General features: G+C 70.7%; 19 protein-coding genes and 2 pseudogenes. 12 read left to right on the top strand and 9 right to left on the bottom strand.

The genetic code is table 11. The features are described 5' to 3' along the window. Positions 1 to 31: 31 nt before the first annotated feature. Together ACIBA9_RS29930 and ACIBA9_RS29925 are read right to left on the bottom strand one after the other, a co-directional pair. Positions 32 to 665: pseudogene (locus tag ACIBA9_RS29930) on the bottom strand (transposase); the annotation flags it as partial. Positions 666 to 809: 144 nt separating this feature from the next. Continuing rightward, positions 810 to 1,508, bottom strand: a complete 699-nt coding sequence (locus ACIBA9_RS29925) for an SDR family NAD(P)-dependent oxidoreductase (RefSeq protein WP_399367864.1) — start codon at positions 1,506 to 1,508, stop codon at positions 810 to 812. A 114-nt stretch (positions 1,509 to 1,622) separates the two neighbouring features. Between ACIBA9_RS29925 and ACIBA9_RS29920 the strand changes: the two genes are divergently transcribed. Continuing rightward, positions 1,623 to 2,489, top strand: coding sequence for a helix-turn-helix domain-containing protein (locus tag ACIBA9_RS29920; RefSeq protein WP_399367862.1), 867 nt, complete (start codon positions 1,623 to 1,625; stop codon positions 2,487 to 2,489). Positions 2,490 to 2,723: 234 nt separating this feature from the next. Here ACIBA9_RS29920 and ACIBA9_RS29915 read toward each other — a convergent pair whose 3' ends face one another. After that, positions 2,724 to 3,053: a hypothetical protein gene (locus ACIBA9_RS29915; protein WP_399367860.1), complete on the bottom strand. Its 330-nt coding sequence runs from the start codon at positions 3,051 to 3,053 to the stop codon at positions 2,724 to 2,726. A gap of 747 nt (positions 3,054 to 3,800) precedes the next feature. Here ACIBA9_RS29915 and ACIBA9_RS29910 point away from each other — a divergent pair. From ACIBA9_RS29910 to ACIBA9_RS29885, 6 genes are all read left to right on the top strand, one after another. After that, on the top strand, positions 3,801 to 5,735 hold the full coding sequence (locus ACIBA9_RS29910; protein WP_399367858.1) for an ATP-binding cassette domain-containing protein: 1,935 nt from the start codon (positions 3,801 to 3,803) through the stop codon (positions 5,733 to 5,735). Further along, positions 5,732 to 6,277 (top strand): HIT family protein, encoded by a 546-nt coding sequence (locus tag ACIBA9_RS29905; RefSeq protein WP_399367856.1) that lies wholly within the window; start codon positions 5,732 to 5,734, stop codon positions 6,275 to 6,277. The genes ACIBA9_RS29910 and ACIBA9_RS29905 overlap by 4 nt, the downstream gene beginning before the upstream one ends. After that, positions 6,274 to 7,311: a phosphotransferase enzyme family protein gene (locus tag ACIBA9_RS29900; protein WP_399367854.1), complete on the top strand. Its 1,038-nt coding sequence runs from the start codon at positions 6,274 to 6,276 to the stop codon at positions 7,309 to 7,311. Before ACIBA9_RS29905 ends, ACIBA9_RS29900 begins: the two co-directional genes overlap by 4 nt. Next, positions 7,295 to 10,156, top strand: a complete 2,862-nt coding sequence (locus ACIBA9_RS29895) for an MFS transporter (RefSeq protein ID WP_399367852.1) — start codon at positions 7,295 to 7,297, stop codon at positions 10,154 to 10,156. The genes ACIBA9_RS29900 and ACIBA9_RS29895 overlap by 17 nt, the downstream gene beginning before the upstream one ends. A gap of 147 nt (positions 10,157 to 10,303) precedes the next feature. Next, positions 10,304 to 11,932, top strand: coding sequence for a methyltransferase (locus ACIBA9_RS29890; RefSeq protein WP_399367850.1), 1,629 nt, complete (start codon positions 10,304 to 10,306; stop codon positions 11,930 to 11,932). Positions 11,933 to 11,948: 16 nt separating this feature from the next. Then, positions 11,949 to 13,289, top strand: coding sequence for a LysR family transcriptional regulator (locus tag ACIBA9_RS29885; RefSeq protein ID WP_399367849.1), 1,341 nt, complete (start codon positions 11,949 to 11,951; stop codon positions 13,287 to 13,289). On the opposite strand, the gene ACIBA9_RS29880 is transcribed toward ACIBA9_RS29885, so the two are convergent. Next, positions 13,252 to 13,428, bottom strand: coding sequence for a hypothetical protein (locus ACIBA9_RS29880; protein WP_399368076.1), 177 nt, complete (start codon positions 13,426 to 13,428; stop codon positions 13,252 to 13,254). The genes ACIBA9_RS29885 and ACIBA9_RS29880 overlap by 38 nt on opposite strands. Positions 13,429 to 13,551: 123 nt before the next feature. Beyond that, positions 13,552 to 14,118 carry a TetR/AcrR family transcriptional regulator gene (locus ACIBA9_RS29875; RefSeq protein ID WP_399367848.1) on the bottom strand — a complete coding sequence of 189 codons (567 nt, stop codon included), beginning with the start codon at positions 14,116 to 14,118 and terminating at the stop codon, positions 13,552 to 13,554. Positions 14,119 to 14,267: 149 nt separating this feature from the next. Here ACIBA9_RS29875 and ACIBA9_RS29870 point away from each other — a divergent pair, with 149 nt between their 5' ends. After that, positions 14,268 to 15,722, top strand: a complete 1,455-nt coding sequence (locus ACIBA9_RS29870; protein ID WP_399367847.1) for a DHA2 family efflux MFS transporter permease subunit — start codon at positions 14,268 to 14,270, stop codon at positions 15,720 to 15,722. 752 nt (positions 15,723 to 16,474) lie between these two features. On the opposite strand, the gene ACIBA9_RS29865 is transcribed toward ACIBA9_RS29870, so the two are convergent. Both ACIBA9_RS29865 and ACIBA9_RS29860 read right to left on the bottom strand, forming a co-directional pair. Next, positions 16,475 to 17,146: a hypothetical protein gene (locus tag ACIBA9_RS29865; protein WP_399367845.1), complete on the bottom strand. Its 672-nt coding sequence runs from the start codon at positions 17,144 to 17,146 to the stop codon at positions 16,475 to 16,477. Then, positions 17,146 to 17,423 (bottom strand): annotated as a pseudogene (locus ACIBA9_RS29860) (hypothetical protein). Before ACIBA9_RS29860 ends, ACIBA9_RS29865 begins: the two are co-directional and overlap by 1 nt. Before the next feature lie 125 nt (positions 17,424 to 17,548). Between ACIBA9_RS29860 and ACIBA9_RS29855 the strand changes: the two are divergent. Both ACIBA9_RS29855 and ACIBA9_RS29850 read left to right on the top strand, forming a co-directional pair. Further along, on the top strand, positions 17,549 to 17,950 hold the full coding sequence (locus tag ACIBA9_RS29855) for a hypothetical protein (RefSeq protein WP_399367843.1): 402 nt from the start codon (positions 17,549 to 17,551) through the stop codon (positions 17,948 to 17,950). A gap of 238 nt (positions 17,951 to 18,188) precedes the next feature. After that, positions 18,189 to 18,677 carry a beta-class carbonic anhydrase gene (locus tag ACIBA9_RS29850; protein WP_393902435.1) on the top strand — a complete coding sequence of 163 codons (489 nt, stop codon included), beginning with the start codon at positions 18,189 to 18,191 and terminating at the stop codon, positions 18,675 to 18,677. Between the two features lie 58 nt (positions 18,678 to 18,735). Here the strand turns inward: ACIBA9_RS29850 and ACIBA9_RS29845 are convergent, their stop codons facing one another. After that, positions 18,736 to 20,118: an MFS transporter gene (locus ACIBA9_RS29845; RefSeq protein WP_399367840.1), complete on the bottom strand. Its 1,383-nt coding sequence runs from the start codon at positions 20,116 to 20,118 to the stop codon at positions 18,736 to 18,738. A 95-nt stretch (positions 20,119 to 20,213) separates the two neighbouring features. On the opposite strand from ACIBA9_RS29845, the gene ACIBA9_RS29840 reads away from it, so the two are divergent. Next, positions 20,214 to 21,146 (top strand): LysR family transcriptional regulator, encoded by a 933-nt coding sequence (locus ACIBA9_RS29840; RefSeq protein ID WP_399367838.1) that lies wholly within the window; start codon positions 20,214 to 20,216, stop codon positions 21,144 to 21,146. A gap of 562 nt (positions 21,147 to 21,708) precedes the next feature. Here ACIBA9_RS29840 and ACIBA9_RS29835 read toward each other — a convergent pair. Next, positions 21,709 to 21,912: a hypothetical protein gene (locus tag ACIBA9_RS29835; RefSeq protein WP_399367836.1), complete on the bottom strand. Its 204-nt coding sequence runs from the start codon at positions 21,910 to 21,912 to the stop codon at positions 21,709 to 21,711. 338 nt (positions 21,913 to 22,250) lie between these two features. Between ACIBA9_RS29835 and ACIBA9_RS29830 the strand changes: the two genes are divergently transcribed. Beyond that, on the top strand, positions 22,251 to 22,742 hold the full coding sequence (locus ACIBA9_RS29830; protein ID WP_399367834.1) for a sialidase family protein: 492 nt from the start codon (positions 22,251 to 22,253) through the stop codon (positions 22,740 to 22,742). The last annotated feature ends 34 nt before the right edge of the window (positions 22,743 to 22,776 follow it).

Here is a 22,776-nt window from a genome sequence, read left to right as displayed (position 1 = left end):
TGCGAGGCCCTCGCCTTCACTCCCCACTGCGTCGCACACGGCACCGGCGCAGCCCAGGGAGCTTGTTGATCAGGCGCTCGACGGTGTTCCTCTCCTTGGACAGGTCGGCGTCGTGCCTGACAGGCCGACCACCGCCGCTGCCCTTCTTCTTCCGGTTGGCGGCCTGCTCCTTCTTCTCCGGGATGACGGCCTTGATGCCGCGTTTACGCAGATGGGACCGGTTGTTGCGGGACGAGTAGGGCTTGTCCCCAGCGACCGCGGCCGGGCCGAATGAGGGGGCGGCCGACGAGCCCACGGACCCGAATCTCGCCCAGCACGGGGATGAACTGCGGGCTCTCCGCGGCCTGACCCGCGGTCAGGACGCACGCCAGCGGGGGGCGCTTCCGGCCCGCGGCCTTCAGCCGGAGCTTGCGCCGACGTCGGAGCGGCTTCCGCGATCAGGCCCTCCAAGACGCCTGCGTCACGCCACTGCCGGAAGCGGTTGTGAACGGTCGGCCAGGCGCCGAAGTCCTGCGGCATCTCCCGCCACTGGCCGCCGGTCTTGAACCGCCGAATCACGCCCTCGAACTGCTGCCGCAGCCGCTCGGGGTAGGGGCCGTACCGCCGATCGGCAGGTACGGCTCGATGAACTCCCATTCGACGTCCTCCAGTTGCACTCCAGTCACGCAAGAAGATCTACCGGTTCGGGCACGCCGCGAGGACGAATCCCGCAGATTGATCACGATCCGATCTGCGCCCTGGAGCTGCCCGAATACTGCGACGACTACGTGATGTCCTTGTCGCCAGTGGCTGATCCGGCACGGCCGGTTTCAGGACCAAGCGATCTCGCCGTGGCGGGAGACGAAGCGTCCGGTGCCGGCACTGGACGCCTCGGTGGCGAGGGCGACGATCGCGTCCGTGCCCTCGGTGACGGTTTGGAAGCCGCTGTGACCGTTGAGGTCGGTCGCGGTGTAGCCAGGGTCGGCGGCGTTGACGCGGATGCCTTTGAGTCCCTTGGCGTACTGCGTGGTCAACATCGTCAGTGCCGCTTTCGAGGAGGTGTACAGCGGCGCAACGACGTGCGACTCGGGCCGGCTGGGATCGTGGGTGAGGGCGAGGGAGCCCATACCGCTGCTGACGTTGACGATCACAGGGTCGTCCGAGCGGCGCAGCAACGGCAAGAACGCAGTCGTGGTGCGGACGACCCCGATGACGTTGACGTCGAGTACGGCGCGGGCGTCGGCGGCGGTGAGGTCGCTGGGATCGCCGACGGGGCCGTGCACACCAGCATTGTTGATCAGGACGTCGATCCTGCCCTCGTGTTCGGCGACGTCCGCGGCCGCGGCGGCCACGGACGCGTCGTCGGTCACGTCGATGGGGACGTAGCGTGCGCCGAGCGCGGCGGCAGCCTCCTCGCCCTGCTCGCGGTTGCGGGCTCCGACGAGCACAGTGTGGCCACACTCGATCAGGCGGCGGGCGGTCTCGCGGCCGAGACCCTTGTTGGCTCCGGTGATGAAGGTGATGGTCATGCGTTCGATACTGATCCCGACGAAGGAGGCGGACCAGGGACGCTTCGACGGTAGGAAGACAAGTACCACCCTCGCGTGCCCATGCACGTCCGGGGATGCAGGAGGATGGACGCCATGTCGACGACACCCGGTACCGGACTGGGCGTGATGATCCGCACGTGGCGGGACCGGCTGCCTCCCTCGGCCGCCGGGCTGCCGGTGGCCCGCGGGCGCCGGGCGGCCGGGCTGCGGCGCGAGGAATTGGCTGACCTGGCCGGAGTATCGGTCGACTACATCGTGCGCCTGGAACAGGGGCGGGCCACGACACCCTCGGCGTCGGTGGTGGCGTCCCTGGCGCGCGCCCTGCAGCTGTCCACCGCCGAGCGGGACCACCTGTACCGGCTGGCCCAGCTCGTACGGCCGGTGGACGGCGCGATCTCTGACCATCTCCCGCCCGGCGTCCAGCGGGTGCTCGCCCGCCTCGGGGACGTGGCAGTCGCTGTGTTCGCGGCGGACTGGCAACTGGTGTGGTGGAATCGTGGTTGGGCCGCGCTGCTGGGTGACCCCTCCGCCTCGCCGCCGCGGCTGCGCAACTTCGCCCGCGACAGGTTCCCGGTGCACGCCGGCCCCGCCCACCTCGCGCTGTGGCCGGTGACCGAGGCGGACCGCGACGCCACCGACGCCGCCGTCGTCTCCGACCTGCGACGCGCCACCGGCCGCTTCCCCCAGGACAGCCGCTTGGCCGCGCTGATCCGCGATCTGAACGCGGGGAACAGGAGGTTCGCCGAGCTATGGGCGACCGGAGAGGTGGCCGCGCACCGCGAGGACCACAAGACCATCGACCACCCGTCGGTGGGCACGGTCACGGTGGACTGCGACGTCCTGACCGACGGCGACTCCGAGCTCAAGATCGTCATCATGACCGCCGTGCCCGGCAGTGAGGACGAGACCAAGCTCCGGCTCACCGCCATCGCCGGCCCACCGGCCACGACGCACAACTGATCCGGCCTAAGCGTCGATCGACCGGTTGCATGTGCGCGGCGAGCGCCGAACAGTGAGGGACGCCGGCCCTCGGTCCCAAAGAACCTGCACGGCCCAGTCGGACCACTCCATCGCGAAGACCGGCTCGGTGAGACGGGGTGGGGGGCCCGGTGAGACCGGCCGTCTTCCCCCCGACGCGCCACGCACTGACCGGGCAGGTCGAGCCCGGGAGCCCGGGGGCCTTGGCAGCGGCACCTAGCCGTGGAGATCCGAACGTCGACCAGCAGGCCGCGCTGTCAGTGGCCGGCTCCCGGCCGCGGTGCGGTCCGGGCTCCTGTCGAGGGCTTCCACGTCCGTGCGGGACTCCCGTAGGGCCCGCAGCGCCGTCAGGTCCAGCGCCTCGCGGCGGCCGGGGTCCGGCTCCTGGTCGTGGTGCTCGGGGTCGGCCGGCTCGGACGGGAGCAGTTGCTCAGGCATCGCCGCCTGCTGGTGGGCGACGACGTCGTACGCCCGGCCCCGCACAGCGGTGGCGGTGGTGGTGGTGGTGGCGCGCAGCCTCTCGCGCACCCCCGCCCCGGTGAGCACGGCGCGCTCGTACCGGAGCGGAATGCGGGGGATCTCCCACTCCCCCCTCCTGGCCCGGCCGGGGTTCGGCCGGCTCGCCGGGATCGGCCGGGGGCTGCCGGGCCGGGCCGGAGGCGGGCGCCGGGGCTCGGCGGCGGGCGGGGAGGTCGAACAGGGACCACCGGGCGGTGTATAGGCAGTAGCAGGCCTCCAGGCCGCGCAGCGTCTTCGGCTCACTGATGTCCAGGCAGTGGGCGGAGATGGCGGCGGCCACCACCTGGTCGTCCAGGCCGGGGTCGCGGGGGCGGCCGCGCAGGACGTGGGCGAGGTGGGGTGATGGAGTGCGAAGGCGGCTCAGGAATCGTCCGCTGAGGCTAACGCCCAGCTCAGCAACCTCAAGAGCTGGGGCGGTGTGGGCCCGAGTTGGGTAGGCACGGGCCGGCTGCACCGTTCAAGGGCCACGAGAACACTAAGTCTCAACAACACAGCGTTCCGGAAGCAAGATCCGCCAAGTACTGCGCTCGTACGCCAGTGAGAAATCTCGGTCGCACCGGGCCTCTGGACATACGGACCCCGACGCGAGCCTCGGCGTTTCGGCCAACTACACGAAGGATCCGCACCCGTAGACCCCAAGGGTCGGTGCATCCCGCAGTCTCCTCCGCGCGCTCTATTCCGGGGTTCCCAGCTCGACTGAAACACAGGTGTTCGAAATCCGTGTCGAGTCGTTGAGCTTCACGACCCAGCCGCAGCGACCGTCAGGGGGCCACGTTGACCTCGGCCAGCACACAGGACCAGCCGGATACCGGCACACCAGAGGCGGGTGCTCCGGACGAGACGAGCAGAGCCCAGGACGAGGAGTTCCTCTACCGGGACGAATCGAGGCATCAGGCTGGGGCGCAACTGACCACCGGCACCATGGCGCGACGGCTGCCCTCACTGGTTCTGCGGTCACTGAAGATGGCCTGGCAGGTGGACCGAGGCGCGACGGCCGGACTGCTCGCGTGCCAGATCGGCACCGGCGTGCTCGCCGCGCTGGGGCTGCTCGCCGTCACGGGGTCGATCACCGCGCTGATCTCGTCAGGCGACATCACCGAACGCCTGTGGGAGGCGGCGCCACAGCTGGCGGTCGTCGCCGCGGCCACCGGGCTGCGGGCGCTGCTGGGGATCACGGTGACGTGGCTGACCGGACGGCTGCGGCCGGTGCTGGGCCGAGCGGCGGAGCTGACGATGATCGAGGCCGCGCTCGGCGCGGAGCTGGCGGCGAACAACAAGCCCGGCTACAACGACTTCTACGACATCGCCGACCGCGGGGCTCAGGTCACTCCGGACCTGGTGGACGAGGCGCAGGACGTGTTGGCGGCAACGGCTACGCTCGCCGCCGGCGCGACCGTTCTCGCCGTGCTGCACCCGCTGCTCCTTCCTCTGCTCCTCTTGGCCTGCCTGCCGCAGGCCGCCGCGTACGTACGGGCCGCCCGGGTGGTGTATCTGGCGGGCCTCGAGACCTCCGGACGCCGCCGCATGCTGCACAAGCTGCGCTGGCACATGGCGTACATGGAGTCCAGCGAGGAGATGCGAGCCTGCCTGGCCGGGCCCTTCCTCACCGCCCGGTACCGGCGCCTCGCCGCCTCGGTCAACGCCGCGGAGCGCAAGGCCGCGAACACCGGCGCGTGGATGGGACTGGCCGGCGCGGTTGCCGGCGGAGTGGCGGCGTCGGCAGTGTGGGCCGCGCTGCTGTGGCTCCTGGCTTCCGGCCGCATGAGCCTCGCGGCCGGAGGCGGCGCGGTCTTCGCACTGCAGACGGCGAGCGGTTCCGTGCGCGGAATCATCAACGGCGGGGCCCGACTGGTGCGCACCGGCTGGTACGTACAGGACTGGCAGAACTTCCTCGACAACGCCCACGGGCAGGCCATGACCGCTTCCCGCGGTACCAAGATGCTGCCTGCTCCGCCGGAGCGGTTCGAGGTCCGCGACGTCACCTACCGGTACGACGGTGCCCCGAAGGACAGTCTCAGCGGCGTCTCCCTCCAGGTGCGGCGCGGGGAGATCATTGCGCTGGTCGGTGAGAACGGGTCGGGCAAGTCGACCCTGTCGCGGCTGATCTGCGGTCTGCTGCTGCCCACGGCAGGTGAGGTGGCCTGGGACCACGTGGCTACGGCCGAGATGGACCCGTGGGAGGCGTGGAAGCATGTCGCCCTGGTGCCGCAGAAGTACACCTACTTGCCCCTAAGCATGCGGGACAACATCACGTTCGGGCAGGGGGATACCGAAGACGCCGCGGTGCTCGCCGCGTGCGAGGCGTCCGGGGCGACGGACATGCTGCCCCATCTGCGGTCCGGCCTGGACACCCTGCTGACATCCGAGTGGTTCGGAGGCCAGCAGTTGTCCGGGGGCCAGTGGCAGCGCGTCGTGCTCACCAGGGCGTTTCACCGGCAGGCGGCTCTGCTGGTGATGGACGAGCCCACCGCTGCTCTGGACGCGCGGGCCGAACATCGCATCTTCACCGGGCTACGCGACCTGGCCAAGGACCGGGCGATCCTGCTGATCACGCACCGGCTCGCCAACGTCGCCATCGCGGACAAGATCATCGTCCTGGACCAGGGACGCATCGTCCAGGAAGGCTCCTACGAGGAGCTCACCCGCGAGCCGGGCCTGTTCCGCTCCCTCTGGGAACTCCAGCAGCGCACCACCGGTGAGGCAGCATGATCCCCGGCCTCCCTCTGTCCCAGTCCGCGCACTCACCAGCCGGCAGCGCCTGGCCGGCGGACTTCACCGCGCACCGGGTCGGCGCCGGCTGCCCGATGTGCCGGAACGACTTCGATGCCGAGGACATCGGCTGGGGCCTCCTTCTCCGGCGCCGTGAGGTCAGCAACGCCTACCTGTGGCGCAGCGGCCCCGTCCGCGGGTACGCCGTCGTGATCTACACCGGCCGTCATGTCGCCGAAACCACCGAGCTGGACGAGGAGGAGGCGGCCGCCTTCTGGCGCGACGTCCTCGTTCTGGGCCGGGCGGTGGAGGCGCTCTATGAGCCACTGAAGATGAACTACCTGCTGCTGGGGAACCAGATTCCGCACGCCCACTGGCACTGCGTTCCACGCCGCAAAGCCGACAAGGACCCGGCGCCGGGCGGCCCGCTGCCCTTCGACGCGCTCGATCTCGGACGGCAGGACGAGGAGCAGCTGCAGGCGGATGCCCGAGCACTACGCCAGCTGCTCCCTCTCTCCGGCCGACCGGGGGCGCCGCTATGAACGGCGCAGAGTCGGACGTGATGGTCGTGGCGGGGATCCTGACGCTGTTCTACCGGATCATCCCGACCGCGGTCGGGATAGGTCCTGCGGGGACCGCGACCAGCAACTACGTGGCCCAGGACAGCGACGGAGCCCGGTGGTTCGTGAAGGCCTACCCGGCGGGCACCGATCTGGACGCGGAGCGCCAGGCGCTCGAGCTCGGCGAGTTCGCGCGGCTCGGCCGGATTCCGGTCCCGGTAGTGCGGCGGACCCTGGACGGTGACCTCATCGCGGCCGCCGGCGGCATGGCGGTGTCGGTCGCGGCGTACGTCGAGAACACCGAGACAGCGGAGGGCGGCTTGTCCGGCGAACGGTGGGCCGCGGTGGGCGAGACCGTCGGGCGCCTTCACCAGATCCTGGCCCGGCACCCGGCCGGACCTCCGCGTCGCGTGCCCGCCCGGGAAGTCTGCGACGTGAAGCGGGCCCGGCAGCGCCTTGACCGGTTACTCGCCCCCTTCGCCAAGAGCCCGCCCACCTCCGGGTTTCCCGCCTGGGCACGCGAGACCGCCGCCCGGCGGCTCGCCGCGCTGCCTGTCGTGGCCGCCATGGTCAAAGGACTGCCGACGACGTTGACGGTGCAGACCGTCCACGGCGACCTGGCCTCGCCCAATCTGCTCCTGCGCGGACACCAGGTGGCGGCATTGATCGACTTTCGGCCGCCCGGTCACCGCAGCCCCGCCTGGGAGCTCGGGCGGATCGTCCTTGACCCACGCACCGTTCTCGCAGAGCCGCAGTGGCCCACCGGCCTGGCCGAAGGAGTCGCCGCCTACCGGGCAGCCAACCCGGCGCTGTCGGCTGAAGAACTCCTCGCCGTGCCCCGCCTTGCGGCCGGATACCTGGCCTGCTCGGTGTATCCGCTGTCCGAGGCCGTCGACGACCCGGCCGCGGTCACCCCCGAACTCGAGGCTTACGGCCGCAACCGGCAGGCCGCCATGGCCGAGCTGTGCGAGCGCATGACGGAAGCCGAGGAGGTGCTCCATGACCTCCTTTACTGAGCCCCCCTCCTCTCCTGGCACCCGGCCGTCGTTGTGGCGGCACCGCAACTTCCGCCGCTACCTGACCGGGCAGGCAGCCAGCGTGACCGGCAGCTCGATCAGCAGCATGGTGATCCCCGTGCTGGCGGTGCTCGAACTGGACGCGACCACCGCCGAGGTCGCCTGGCTGACGTTTCTGGGCCAACTGCCGCCCGCACTGCTGGCATTGCACGCCGGGGCTCTCGCCGATCGACACTCCAAGCGGAGGCAGATGATCATCGGCGACCTGGGCAGCGCCGCCGCGCTGGCCAGCGTGCCGGTGGCGGCCGCGCTAGACCGGCTGTCCCTGACCCAGCTGATGGTGGTCGCGGTCGTGCAAGGCGCGGCGGGGGTGCTGCACGATGCCGCCGCGATCAGTCTCCTGCCCAGCCTGGTCGACCGGTCCCTGCTCCAGCGGAGCAACAGCCGCGTCGGCAGCCTCTTCGCCGTCGCCGCCACCGCGGGCAGCAACCTCGGCGCCGCCCTGACCGCGCTCCTCGGCCCGGCCCGGGCGCTTCTCGGGGATGTCCTGTCCTACCTCGTCAGCGCCTGGTGCACCGTCAGCATCCAGGCCCCCGAAAGCTCCCGGCCGGCAGCGGAAGGCCGCCGTCTGCACCCCGAGATCGGTGAGGGCCTGCGCTACGTGAACGGCGACCACCGGTTGCGCACCCTGACCCTCGTCAACGCGACGACGTCGTTCGCCCTGGCGCTCCTCAATACCTTGTGGGCGCTGTACCTGCTCCGGTCCCTCGCGATGAGCGCGACCGCCTTCGGCGTGGTCCTGGGCATCGGAGCCCTGGGCGCGGCGGCCGGCGCTCTGGCCGCCCCCTCGCTCGCGGCGCGGTACGGGCCCGGGCCGATGATGCTCGCCGCCCTCGCGATCACCCCGCTCACCCAGATCCCTTTACTCCTCGCCTCCCCGGGCCTGGTCTGGCAGTTCGCCATCGGTGGTGCGCTGTTCTTGCAGCTGGCCTGTGCCGCGGCCGCGGGGACGACCCAGCGCACCATTCGCCAGGTCGTCACCGCCGACGGCATGCAGGCCCGCATGCAGGCCGTGAGTACCTGGCTCACCTCCGGTGCACGGCCGGTAGCCGCGCTCCTCGCCGGCGGGCTCGGCACCTGGATCGGCGTGCGCCCCACCCTGGTCGCCGGCACCTGCCTCCTCCTCGTCCCCCTCGTGGTCCTCTACCGCTCCCCGCTGCGCAGTCTGCTGGACATGCCCAGCTCGGGTGAGCATCCACCTGCACACGGCCCCCGGCCCGGAGCCCTCATCGGCGAGCCGCCGCCAGGCACGCCCATCCCTCCCAGCCTGCACATCCCGTCCCACACGTCCCGAGGTGATCACGTGCCGCCGTCCCGCTCTGATATCCGTGCGACCATCGAGACCTATCTCAGCCGGCTTGCCGAGGAACGACCGTCCCTGGAAGGGCTGCTGGCTGTCCTCGACGGCACCGAGGAGCCGTCCAGCCGCGCCACGCTGCCTGGTCACGTGACCTGCAGCGCCGTAGTCATCGACCGCGACCGCCGGGTGCTCCACATCGGCCATCGGGTGACAGGGCTACTCCTTTGTCCCGGAGGCCACGTTGAGGCGGGTGACCGTACGCTCCTCGCCGCGGCCGTGCGCGAGGTGTGCGAAGAGGCCGGGTTGCGCCCCGGCGACCTGTGCCTGACCCCGCAGTTCCTCGACGAGCCGATCGACGTGGACGTGCATGACATTGACGCCAACCCTGCCAAGGGCGAGCCCGCTCACCAGCACTTCGATGTCCGCTTCGCGTTCTACCTCGCCGCCGAGCAACCGCCTGCGCTCGCTCCGCAGGGCGAGGAAGTCGCCGGAGCCCAGTGGCTCCCGTACGCCGACGTGCGGTCCCCCACGTTGCGGGCCAAGCTCCTGGCCGCCGAGGCGGATGGCCTCGACGGGCGCCCGGAGCCCGTTAGCGCCAACGCCCTGATCCATGACGGAGCTGGCCGGTACCTCCTTCATCTACGCGATGACCGGGAGGGCATGTGGGAGCCCTGGGTCCTGGCCCTCGTGGGAGGCAAAAGGTCGCGGGACGATGCCGGCCTCGAGGCGACACTTCGACGTGAGCTTGCCGAGGAGGCACCGGGTCTGGAGCCCGCGGAACTGGTGCCGTTCGCCGTCCAGGAGGCGACGAGCGTCGACGGCCTTGCCGTGCCCATGAGCGTCTACGCCGGGCGCTGGAGCGGGGATGCCGAAGCGGTGGATCTCCGCGAAGGTGTCCTGCTGAAGTGGTTCACCGTCGATACCCTTGACCGGCTCCGGCTCAGCCCCGGACTCGGAGACCTGATCCGCCGCCACGCGGCCGAACATCCCACCGTGGAAGAGCCCCCGGCCGTTGCTCGTCCGCTGCCCGGCGAGGCCCCGGCCGGGACCGTGTTGCACGTCGTCGGCGTCCACCTCTACTTGGAGCACGAGGGCAAGGTCCTGCTGGGGTTGCGGCATCCGGACTCGGCGTACGCGGGCGGATCGTGGCACGCCCTCGCCGGACACCTGGAGGCGGAGGCGGCGACCGCCGGTCTTGTCCGCGAGGCGTTCGAGGAGGCCGGGCTGGTCATCGATCCGGCCGACCTCGAGCTCGTCCACACGGTGCACACGGTGGACCGGCCCGGAGCCCGGCCGAGAATCCAGCTCTTCTTCCGCCCCCGCCACTGGGAGGGCACCCCCGAGGAACGCGAACCCGACCGGTGTCTCGCCTGGAAGTGGTGGGACGCGAAGGACCTGCCGGAGCCGATCGTCCCCTACACCCGTGTCGCGATCGAGGGCATCCTGGCCGGCCTCTCCTACAGCGAGCTGGGATGGTCCCGGTGAACGACTTCACGGCGGTCGGCGCCGCCTACGCCGCTCCTTCGCGCAGCACGCCGGGCCGCCTGCTGCAGGCTTCTGGGGCCCGCTGCCTGACCGTCATGCCCGTTGCGGCGGCGCCCTGCTATCCACCGCGTCAGGAAGAGGGCCGTCATGTCCGCTGACCCGTCCACCACGACAGGTGCCCGCCGCGCCGCGATGGTGGAGCGTCTGGAGGCCGACGGCGTGCTGACCGATGTCCGGCTGCGCGAGGCGCTGCTGTCGGTACCGCGGGAGGTGCTGCTTCCCCACGCGTACGTTCGGGTGAGCGATCCAGGCGTCGAGCCGATCGAGTGGCGCCTGCTCGACGGCGCGCACCCGGACGACCGGGAGGAGTGGCTCGACCTGATCCACAGCGGTGAGTCGGTCCTGCTGCAGCGCGACGGGGAGCCGCTCGACGCGCTCGTACGCGGGCCGGTGACCGGCGGGAATATGACGTCGATGTCGACCTACGGCCAGGCCACCGTGGAAGCTCTCCAGACGCTGCAACTGGGTACCGGGCAGCGGTACCTGGAACTCGGCCCGGGCCCGGGGGTCTCCCTCGCGCTCGCCGCCGCAGTCACCGGCCCCCGCCTCGCCGTCGGCGTCGAACGGGACGGTCACATGGCCGCCTTCGCTCAGCGCAACCTCGACGGGCTCGGTCTGTGCGCGACGGTTGTGGAAGGCGATGCTCTCGACGGACAACGGGCGGGAGGAGCGTTCGACCGGATCCACTCCGGCATCGGCGTGCCCTGCGTCCCGCCGGCGTGGGTGGAGCAGCTCGCGCCCGGCGGGCGGCTGCTGACGACGCTCACCACCCGCACCCCGAGCTGGCCCGGACAGCTCCTGGCCACCCGTACCGGGGCCGGCGAGATCGAGGCAGTGCTGCGAGGGCGGCCGCGCGGATACCGGCCCATGCTCGGCTACCGGTGGCTCAACGCCGTGCCGATGCGGCCCCGAATCACGGCCGACCCCGGCGTACCGCGCCCGACCCGGCTCGCGTCGCCGCCGGACGACGCGTACGGCTTCTGGCTCGCGGCCGCCTACCTCGCGCCCGGGCTCATCCGCGACTTCCAGGCCGAGACGATGACGATCGCAGCCCCCGGCGAGGACTCCTGGGCGGTCGCCGGGCCCGGCGAGAACACCGTCCGTGTCCACGGACCCCGGGACGTGTGGGCCGAACTCGAGGACGTGCACGCCCGCTGGGTCCTGGCCGGACGGCCCGACAGGTACCGGGTGACCGTGCCGGAAGGCGGCGGGCCGCAGCACGTCGCCTCCGGCACCGGCCTGCGAGCCCTGAAGTGGGTCCTTCCTCCGCTCGCGCCGATGCCCCACCAACCCGCCGCCCCTGCCCGACCGAGCACCACACGGAGAAAGCCCTGTGAGCCTCTTCCACGCCACGGCGGGTGCCTACGGCCGGCACCGCCCCGGCCTCCCCGACGAAGTCGTCCACCTGCTTGCGGGCACCCCGCGCGGCATCCGCCGTCCGGCTCTGCTCGATCTGGGCACCGGGACGGGCCGGTGCCGGCCGCCCTGCCGCCTGTCCTGCCGCAGCTCGCCCGCCTGGACCTGGTGGACGCCAACCGGGACATGCTCCACCAGGCCGATCTCGCCATCCACCCTCTTCTCGCGGGCCGGGCCGCCGCCTTCCATCCCGTCCGGGCCGGGGAGTTCACCGCGCCCGACGAGGGCTACCGGGCTGATCTGGTCACCTGCGCGCGGGCCTTCCACTGGATGGACCAATTTGATAAGTCAGGCTTGTGACCGGTGGCGGCCACACGTGGAAGTGCGTGACATCGAGATCTTTCTGACGCTGGCGAAGGAGCTGCACTTCGGGCGGGCTGCCGTACGGCTGCACCTCACGCAGGCGCGTATCAGTCAGGTGATCGGCCGCCAGAAGCGGCAGCTGGGGGGCCTGCTGTTCGACCGCTCGAACCGCCGTCGGATCCGACTGACCCCGCTCGGCCGGCAGTTGCGTACGGACTTGCTGCCGGTCTACGCGGATCTGCGTGACAGTCTCGAGCGCGCCCGGATGGCCTCCCGCGGCAAGACCGCCCGCCTGCGCGTGGGCATGATGCCCTTCAACGTGATAGAGCTGCATCACTACTGGAAGACGTTCCAGGCTCGCCGTCCCCAGTGGGAGTTGCAGGTCCGCAGAGCGCCTTACGTCGATCCCTTCGGAAGACTCCGCGAGGGCGAGATGGACGTGTTCATCACCTGGCTGCCAGTGGACGAGCCCGATCTCACCGTCGGTCCGGTTCTCTTCCACGACCGTCGTGTCCTGGCCGTCTCCGCGGTCCACGAACTCGCCGACCGACTCGTCGTTCCGGTCGAGGCCCTGGCCGACTTCGGCCACGCCATGGCTCCCGAGATGCCGGACTACTGGGAGGACGGTTACTGGTGTGGCGCAGGGACGCCGAGAACGACCGCATTCGGGCCCTGGCCCAGACCGTCCGCGACTTGGGCGTCGTGCGGTTCTGAGGCCACTGGCCCCCGGCCGGGCCCGGCAGGCCACCGTCGTGTGACCCGGGCCCCCGTGAGGGCCCTGCTGCGGGTGACAGGCGCAGAACAGGACCGGACGGGGCGGGAGCACCACGGCCACCGGTCAGCACAGCGGCCCGGTGTGGGGCCGCCGACGCAGTTTGTCCGACTGCCGGTTGGTTTGCTGGGTCGTCCCGGGCACTGTGCTGTGCCCCGTCCGTGTCCCACCGGTGACCGCGGGACGACAGCGCGAACAGCTCGACAGCCCGGCACAACGTCAGCGAGCAGACGAGCCGGCGGCGGCGCAGCGGGTATCGGACGGCTGACGGCGGAACCAAAGGGGCGGCCTGACGGCCGGGCACCAAGCGGCGGCCGACAACCGGCGGCCGGGCCACGGCGGGCAGAGCGGCCGGGCCACGGCGGGCAACCGAACGGGGCGCGGCACTGCATCAGGGACGCGACCCACAGCGGCCAGGCGACGACGCACCAGCGGCAGCCCGGACAGCCCGGCGAGCCAGTCGGCAGGCTGGAGGTTCCACCTCTGAAGTCTCGTCCCGTTGCAGGTTGTCACAACGACGCGCATCCGCAGGTGGGTGAACAGGTCAGCGGCTGGGCCCACTTGTCCGCAGCGGGACGGTGAAGTGTCCGCCCAGCGGGCCGGCCGGGGCGGTGCCGCCGGTCACGCCCAGACGCATAGCGCTGGATATCCAGCCAACTGCTTCCGTGGAGGTGCCCGGCGGTGTGAGGGCGGTGACGTGCAGGCTGGCGACGGTCAGCATGGGGACGAACAAGGCACCGGGCAGTTCGCCGTGACCAGCACGGCCGGGGGCCGGAGCGGGGCCAGCGACCTTGCGCGGCCCTGGCACCGCGTCCGAGGGCTGAGCGCGGGAACCGGCGTGAGGTCACAGCAATCGGTCAACCAGCCCGTCGATGTAGTCCGGGGTGAGCGGGATCATGCCGAACAAGACGCGGATGTACATCGGGGCCAGGATGTGGTCCAGCACGTCGAACGCATTGAGCGCGGGCTCGCCACGGTCCCGGGCGCGATCGAGCATGGTTTGCAGTTGCCGGGTGCGTTCGGCGCGGAGGCCGGCACCAGCCTGCAGACCCTGCTGACCGCTGCTCGACAGGGCGATGGCCAGGTGCAGCACCGCCGGACCGTCAGGTCCGGTGATCTCGCGGGCCACTTGGGCCGCGTACGTGCGTAGGTCGCCGACGAGGCTCCCGGTGTCGGGCATCGGCGACTGCGCGTTGAGGCGGGTGAGCGCCACGTCGGTGAGCAGGGATTCCAGGCTGCCCCACCGGCGGTAGATGCTGCTGTCGGCTACGCCTGCGCGGGCTGCGACGTCGCCGACGGCGAAGTTGCCGTAGCCGCGCTCACCGATCAGTTCGGTGACTGCCTGGTGCACCTGCGCACCGACGCGGGCGCTGCGCCCGCCGGGCCGCCGGGCTGGCTGTCGCTCGTTCATGCCCCCACCTTAACGCAGTGACTACTTGCGTTTGAAGGATGACCCTCCCTATGATCACCTAACGCAGTCACTGACTGCGTTAGGTGATCAGATGTATCACCACCCGCGTCGACCGCGACCGGACGCAACCAATGATTGAGGGGGATCCCATGGCTGCATCGCATGCGATCGCAGGCAGTCGATCAAACCGGGCCGCGCTGCTCACGGTGACCTGCCTGGGCCAGTTCATGGTCCTGCTCGACAACACGATCGTCGGAGCGGCACTGCCGGATATGCAGAACCGGCTGCACACTCAGCTGACCGGACTCCAATGGATCGTCGACGCGTACGTACTGCTGGTCGCCATGCTGCTGCTGTCGGGCGGTGTCTTCGCCGACCGATTCGGCCGCAAGCGGGTGTATCTCACCGGCGTGACGGTGTTCACCGCCGCGTCGCTGCTGTGCAGCCTCGCGCCCTCGCTCGGCTGGCTGGTCGTCGGCCGGGTGCTGCAGGGCATCGGGGCCGCGGCGCTCAGCCCTGCCTCGCTCGCCCTGCTGGCCGCCGCCCATCCTGTGCCGCAAGAACGGATCAAGGCGATCGGGCTGTGGGCCGGGCTCAGCGGAATCGGCCTGGCCGCAGGTCCGGTGGCCGGTGGCGTGCTGACACAGGCCTTCGGCTGGCCCGCCATCTTCCTGGTCAATCTGCCCATCGGCATGGTCCTGCTGCTGGTCGGCCTGCGCCACCTCGGCGAGTCCCGCAACCCGAGCGCCCCCGCGATCGACGTCCCGGGCACGGTGCTGTCCGTTCTGGCGGTGGGGACACTGACCTACGGGCTGATCGAGGGCGGTGCCCGCGGCTGGACCTCACCGGTCATCCTTGGCAGCTTCGCCACCGCAGTGATCCTCCTGGCGGCCTTCGTCGCCGTGGAGGCCCGTCGTTCCGCTCCGATGCTGCCGCTGCGGCTGTTCCGGCAGCGCCTGTTCACCGTGTCCAACACCGCGATGGTGGTGGTGGGCTTCGCGCTCATGGGCTCGTCGTTCTTCTTCTCCCAGTTCTTCGTGCACGTCCAGGGCAGCTCACTCCTGCGCGCCGGCCTGCAGACCCTGCCGCTATCCCTCGCCATGGTGATCGTCAGCCCGTACGCGGGCCGACTCGCCGCCCGGTACGGCTTCCGCATCGTGGTCACCGCCGGCCTGGCCCTGGCCGGCCTGGGACTGCTCGCGCTCGGAACGGTGCACGCCGACACCGGCTACGGGAACGTGTGGTGGCGGCTGGGACTCGTCGGCACCGGCTTCGCCCTGACCATGTCCCCACTGACAGGCGCCGCCATTCAAACAGTCAGCCCGCAGGAAGGCGGCCTCGCATCAGGCATCAGCAGCACCACCCGGCAGATCGGCGCTGTACTCGGCGTCGCGGTCCTCGGAGCCGTCGTCCGCACCCGGCAATCCGGCGGCGCCTCCTTGGAGACCGGCCTCAACAGCACCTTCTTCGCTGCCGGCACCGTCACTCTGGCCACCGCCGTGTTCACCGGCCTGTGGCTGGCGAGGTCCAAGCCCGCGGAAGGCTCCGCGGCGTCGCAACGTTCCACCAATGCAGATGCGGTCACCAACAGGTCGGCCAGGTAGCCGTTCGTCGGCACACCCCCGCATCGGCGGGACGGACTGTAAGCGCAACTCCCGATCCCCGGTCTCGGTCCGCACACCCCCGCGTCGGCGGGGCCGGGGACGGAGCAAGCGCAGCGTGCGTGCAGGGGGCACGGCGCGAGCACGCGAAGAAGTCCCGGAAGGCCGGCAAATCTACTGATCACACCTTGTTGGACCGGCTGGACCCAACGGCCTTGGCCGGTGTGGTCGTGGCGGGCGGCGTGCACTTTCTCCGGCAGCGCCAGGACCTCGTCGCGGTCGGCAGCCGCCGCGGTCCCGGCGGGCAGATCGGCGCAGCAGGAGCTGAAGATCAGGCGCAGGCGCGCGCAGCCCGGCGGCGAGGGCGGGTCCGTCGAGCGTGCGATGACGGCCAGCTTCGCGGTGGGGGCGGTGCGGGCCCAGGGGATGCGGGCCGCGGAACGGGTCAGCAGCTCGGCGACCGCAGGACTTCGTGGCCTGTTGCAGTTGCTTGACCCGGCGCGTTGCTCGTCAACACGCCGAGCATTCCGTACTGCCTTCGGTCGTTCTTGTGGCGGGCTTCGCTGGATTTCCGGCCGAGAGTGGCCGAGGAACCCTTCGCGGCCGGAGTGAGGCTCTACCACGTCAAGCCGACGGCGGACCACGACGTGGAGCTGGACGGATCTCCGCAGCGGGAAGGCAGTCAGTGGAAGACCTTCAGGGACAACGTTGCTGACACGGGCGAGTGGGCCAGCAGCGCCTCTACGTGGTCGTTTCTAAGCGCGGCTACACTCACCCGCCCCAGCAGGGTGCCCCGCTCCCCCGGAATGCCCGGGGAAGCGGGGCACCTGCGGCGCTTGAAGGAGGCTTGCATGCTGCTGCGCGAAGTGACGTTCACCGTCGACGTCGGCGAACACGGTTACCTCGTTGGCTTCGACGACGACTACGACTTCCCCAAGGCCATGCCCTACGGCTGGCGCTGTGGACCCGCCACCGAGGCGCTCGCCGTTGTCCTTCCCACCACCGACACCGGCCCGTTGCAGATGACCATCCAAGTACACGACGGCCCGCCCGGCCCGGAAACCGAAGCCGTCTGGGAACCGGCGGAGGAACTGAGCCTGCTGGCCGATGCCGACACCCTCTACCTCGCCACCATCGGGCAGGGCGACTTCTGGGACGCCTGGCCCGAAGAGGAACCGCCCCTGGAGATGCGACCATCCTCGACCGACAGCGGCGACTGGGTCCGCATGCGTCTGTACTGCCACGCCGACGATCCCGAACCCGGCATCGGCGATCACGGAGAGCGCCACCTGATCCAGCTCTGGCACGCACCAGCCACCGAACCCGTGCACCCTCCCCTCAGCAAGGAGGATCAGCAGGCACGTGAGCAGTACGCCGCAGATATGGCTCGCCCCGTGGAGGACTACACCACTGAGTACTCGGTCCACTACGGCGACGAAAACCTCGATACGACGACGACCACGGTCCGCAGACCCGTCACCCAGTACAGCAGCCGTACGTGCTCGACTTCGTCGACGTACTCGCGCAACTGCGAGCCGCAGCGTCGCCGAGGATCGGCTCGATGACAATGGGGTCCACGGAGACGACGATCGGGGCGCGGTCCAAGGCGTGAATTTCCGCCTCGCTGGTCAGGCTCTCCAGCTGCCTCGCGGCGGAATCGGAGAACGCGATCAGGGCGCGCGGGCCGTGCTGTGCGGCCGTCAGGCGATGGCCGAGCGGCGAGGCAGGCAAGGTGGGCTTCGCGCAGCTCCTCCCACGAGGTGCACTGCTCGGGGGCGGGGGCGCAGCTTGCTTGACCTCAAGTGCGCTTGAGGGAGAAGTCTTCCGTCATGGACACCGAAGAGATGCAGAGACAGTTGCAGGCCTTGACCGACCGCGCTGAGATCACCGACCTGATGGACCGCTACCTGCGTTCTCTGGATGACGGGGTCTTCGACGAGGAGTGGGCTCGCGCGTCCCATACCGAGGACGACCGGGCCTGGCTGTCCGTGACCCTCCGCCGCGTGCCGCGCACACCGGCAGACGGCCAGAGGGTCCGGGACATCGCCCGCACTTCCCCCGACGCCATCCTCGGCATCCCGCTCCCCGACCAGCAAACACCCGACACACCGACAAACCCCCCTCCCCCACCCCCCCTTGAGTGTTGGTCGCAGTGGCGTTGGAGCGGGTCACTGACCAGTTCTCCGCTGGGCTGGGCGGCCGTACTGACAGGCTCGCCGCCGCGGGGTTGATCTGTCGGATTTTACGACGGTCCGACGGCCGTCGCGGCCCCGAACATCCATTCTCTTGCCTGGCCCGGCGTTGAGGAGTTCACTGGTGTGATGCCGACTTTGGTCGCGACGTTGACGGGCTTCTGGCCCTCACGTCGTGTGTATCTCTTCGACGGTTTCTGTAGCCGGGCCTCGTGATCTCGCTTCGCGCCATCACCCCGTCCGTGTCCTTCCCCGTACGAGAGAACCGAGGTCCGTCATGTCCGTCACCGATGAGCTGCTCGCCAACAACGCCCGCTACGCCGAGACCTTCTCCGGTCCGCTCCCGCTGCCGCCCTCCCGCCAACTGGCCGTCGTGGCCTGCATGGATGCCCGGCTGAACGTCTACGCGATCCTCGGCCTGAACGACGGCGAGGCGCACGTCATCCGCAACGCCGGCGGGGTGGTGACGCAGGACGAGATCCGCTCGCTCGCCATCAGCCAACGCCTTCTTGGCACCGAGGAGATCATCCTCATCCACCACACCGACTGCGGCATGCTGACCTTCACCGACGACGCGTTCAAGGACGCGGTCCAAAAGGACACCGGGATCCGGCCGCCCTGGGCGGCGGAGGCGTTCCCCGACCTGGAAGAGGACGTACGGCAGTCCGTCGCGCGCATCAAGGCCGACCCGTTCGTCGTCCACAAGGACCGCGTCCGAGGTTTCGTCTTCGACGTGGCCACGGGCAGGCTCACGGAAGTCCGCTGACCGGGTTCCCCCCGCACCCGGGGCGGAGCACAGCCTTCGCCGATACCGCCCCGCGTCCCTAGGGAGTCGCGGCCGACGTCGCCCGCTCCGGCACCGGGGTGCGCTCGGCGTACCCCTTCACCACCAGCGCCGTGGCCACCAGCACCACCACCCCCACCACACGCAACGCCGGCCCCATTCCGTGGACCAGGCCGGCGTGGCCCGACAGCACCGTGCCGGTCACGGCGACGCCCAGGGCCGCGCCCGTTTCGCGGGCCGTGGTGCCCAGGCCCGAGCCCAGGCCCGCCTGGTGCGGGGGCAGGGAGGTGACGACGCCCATGGTGAGCGGCGGCATGGACAGGCCCGCGCCGGTGGAGATGACCAGGAGCCAGCACACGAACAGTCCGTACGGGGTGGACCCGGACGCCGTGGACGCGCCGAGCAGACCGAGCCCGATGAGCGCGAGCCCGCTGCCAACGAGCGCGCGCGGCCGGTCGGACCAGCGGGCGGCCAGCTTCTGCGCGGCCGCCATCCCGATCACCAGCGGCATGATCGCCACCCCGGTGACGGCGGGACCGTAGCCCTTGACCTCCTGGAGGTACTGCGAGTTGACGAAGAACAGGGAGAAGAGGCCGAAGAACCCGGTCGCCGTGCCGAGGGACGCCGCCCGCAGCCGGGGCGAGGCGAAGACCCGCGGGTCGAACAACGGGCCCTGGACGCGCAGCGCGTGCACCGTGAACGCCGCCACCAGCACCACCCCCGCGACGAACGCGCCGACGATCCGCGCGGACAGCCAGCCGTATGAGGGCCCCTCGATGATCCCGAACAGCACGGCCACCAGCCCCACGATCAGCAGCACCGCGCCGAGCGGATCGGTGTGGCCCGAGGCCGGGCGCTCCGTGCGGGGCACGACGCGTGCCACCGCCGCGATCAGCAGCGCGGCGAGCGGCACCATCACCCAGAACAGCGCCTGCCAGCCGAGGAACTGACCGGCGAGCCCGCCGCCGAGATTGCCCGCGGCCCCGCCGAGGCCGATCGACAGCGTCCACGCGGCCATCGCGCCGAGGCGCTGCGGGGGCGTCGCCAGTTGCATCAGCAGGGACAGCGTGGCCGGGGTGATCAGCGCTGCGCCCGCGCCCGACAGTCCCCGGCCCGCGATCAGGACGAGCGGCGCCCCCGCCAGGGCACTGGTCGCGGCGCCCGCCGCGAACAGCGCGAGCCCGGCGAGCAGCGCACCCTTGCGTCCGTGCCGGTCCCCGAGCGCACCGGCGGGGATCAGCAGCCCGGCGAAGACGATGACGTAGGCGTCGACCGTCCACAGAATCTCGGCGTGCGAGGGACGCAACGCGGACGAACCGAGCTGGGGTATCAGCAGGTTGATCGCCGCCACCATGCTCTGCGCGACCAGGACACAGGCGCACAGGGCGAGCAGGGTGGGGCGTTTCAGGGCGTGCGGTGACACGACTCCTCCTGGGAGCTGGACGGTGGAAGGGGATACACGGCTCACCGTAGGCTCAGCCTCGACCTGCACTCCAGTGCAACTTATGCAAGGAATGAATGCGCATGACGCAATCCACGGGCCTCGACCTGAACCTGCTGGTCGCGCTGGACGTGCTGCTGGAGGAGCAGAGCGTTCAAGGCGCCGCACGCCGGCTGCATCTGTCCGAGCCGGCCATGAGCCGCACCCTCGGTCGCATCCGCAAGGCGCTCGGCGATCCCGTCCTGGTGCGGGCCGGCCGGCAGATGGTGCCGACCCCGCACGCCCTGGCCGTACGCGCCGAGGTGCGCGCCGTGGTGGAGCGGGCCCGCGCCCTGTTCGCGCCCGGCCGGGACGCCGACCTGCGCACCGTGAGCCGTACCTTCACGATCCTCGGCCACGACGCCATCGCCGCCACCCACGGCGCCACCCTCCTCGCCCGCACCTCGCGCGAGGCCCCCGGCATCCGGCTGCGCTTCCTGTCCGAGAGCCACCTCGACGCCCCGTTCCTGCGCCAGGGCACCGCCGACCTGGAGATCGGCGTGATCGACACCACCTCCCCCGAGGTGCACCAGGAGACGGTTTACGAGGACCGCATGCTCGGCGTCGTACGCTCCGGACACCCCCTGCTGAAGGGCGAGTTGACCCCCGAGCGGTTCGCCGGCACGGCCGGTCACCTCATCGTGTCCCGGCGCGGCCGGCTGCACGGACCGGTCGACGAGGCGCTGGCCGGGCTGGGGCTGAGCAGACGGGTAGTGGGCAGCGTCGGCACCTACCCGGCCTCACTGTTCGTACTACGCGAGACCGATCTCATCGGCCTGATCAGCCCCTGGGCCCGCCCGCTCGCCGAACCCCTCGGGCTAACCGTCTTCGAGGTCCCGCTACCCCTCCCGGCCGCCCCGGTCGGCTTCGCCTGGCACCCCCGCCACGACGCCGACCCGGCCCACGCCTGGCTGCGCGCCCAGGTCCGCGACCTGATGGAACAAGACGCCGACCCCGCCTCGACTGACTGAGCACCCCGCCACGGGCCGGGCACCCCGCCTAGGCGAAGTGACGGGCACGTCTAGGACGCGACCGCCAGCGGTCCCCTCTCCCCTCCCCCGCGAGGACCTCCTCCACCATCAGGCCGTGGGCTTTCCGCAGGCGCTTGCACTCTCCCAACCGCAAAGTCAGCGTGTTTCCCGTGCATTTCGGCCTTTGCGTCCACCGCCGTGACAGGCCTTGAGGTGACGACCGCCGGCAGCGGCCCGCCAAGTACCCGGGTTGCAGGGCGCGGCACCTGGAGCGAGGAGGCCGCGGCAGCCGACGCCTTCCTCACTCCGCTGCGGGCCTCCGGGCCGCCCGGCCACTAGCAGAACGGCCAACGCGCCGAGGGCGGATACGCCCCTCGAACCCATGCGATCGTGGAGCAGGCGCGTGCTCGGGTTACGGCCGCAACGACCGTCCTGGCAAAAGCTGCACCAACGGGGCCAGGGCTGGAAGCAGGCCGGCGCCTCGGTGACCGCCGGGCACAGCTACACCCTCAAACTCGTCAGCCACGACGACAACTACACCGGCGGATGCCACCTACACGCTCTACGACGACGTCGCCTTCACCACCGCCACCCCGCCGCCGGGCCTGACGCAGGTCAGCACCGATCCCTTCACCAACACCTCCAGCCAGCACGCCACCGAACTCGAACCCGACACCTTCGCGTACGGCAACACGATCGTCGCCTCCTCGCAGGTCGGACGGTTCACCGACGGCGGCGCCTCCGACATTGGCTGGAACACCTCCACCCACGGCGGCAGCACCTGGCAGCACGGCATGCTCCCCGGCATCACCACCTACCAGGGCGGCACCTGAGCCCGCGTCTCCGACCCGGCCGTCGCCTACGACGCGAGGCACGGCACCTGGATGGTCGCCGGGCTGCCCGTCGACTCCAGCATCAACGGCGCGGGCGTGACGGTAAGCCGCTCCACCAACGACACGAGCTGGCAGAACCCGGTCATGGCGGTCGGCAACGACGGCCAGGGCTACGACAAGGAATGGATCGGCTGCGACAACACCGCATCCAGCCCGTACTACGGCACCTGCTACGTCGAGGTCGACGTCACCTCCTCGGGACCGCATCGTCATGAGCCGTTCCACCGACGGCGGCGCCACCTGGTCGAGCCCCGTCTCGCCCTCCGGGAGCCCCAGCGGGCTCGGCGGACAGCCCCTCGTCCAGCCCAACGGCACTGTCGTGGTCCCCTACTCGGCCAACGGCAGCTCCGTGCGTGCCTTCAGCTCCGCCAACGGCGGCTCCAGCTGGTCGTCCACGACGCTGATCGCCAACGTCTCCAGCCACGGTGTGGCCGGCAATCTGCGCGACGGTGAGGGACTGCCGTCCGCCGAGATCGACGGCTCCGGCAAGATCTACGTCACCTGGCAGGACTGCCGCTTCCGCTCCGGCTGCCCGGCCAACGACATCGTCTACGCCACCTCGACCAACGGCACCACCTGGTCGGCCGTGACCCGGGTTCCGATCGACACCACCACCAGCGGCGCCGACCACTTCATCCCCGGCATCGGCATCGACCCCGCCACCTCCGGTGCCACGGCGAAGATCGGCCTCTACTACTTCTGACCACGGCCAACTGCACGGCGTCGGCGTGCCAGCT

Source organism: Streptomyces sp. NPDC051452 (genome assembly GCF_044454765.1).
Lineage (GTDB): Bacteria > Actinomycetota > Actinomycetes > Streptomycetales > Streptomycetaceae > Streptomyces.
Note: the sequence above shows the minus strand (reverse complement) of the source record. Positions and strands in the feature narration are given on the sequence as shown.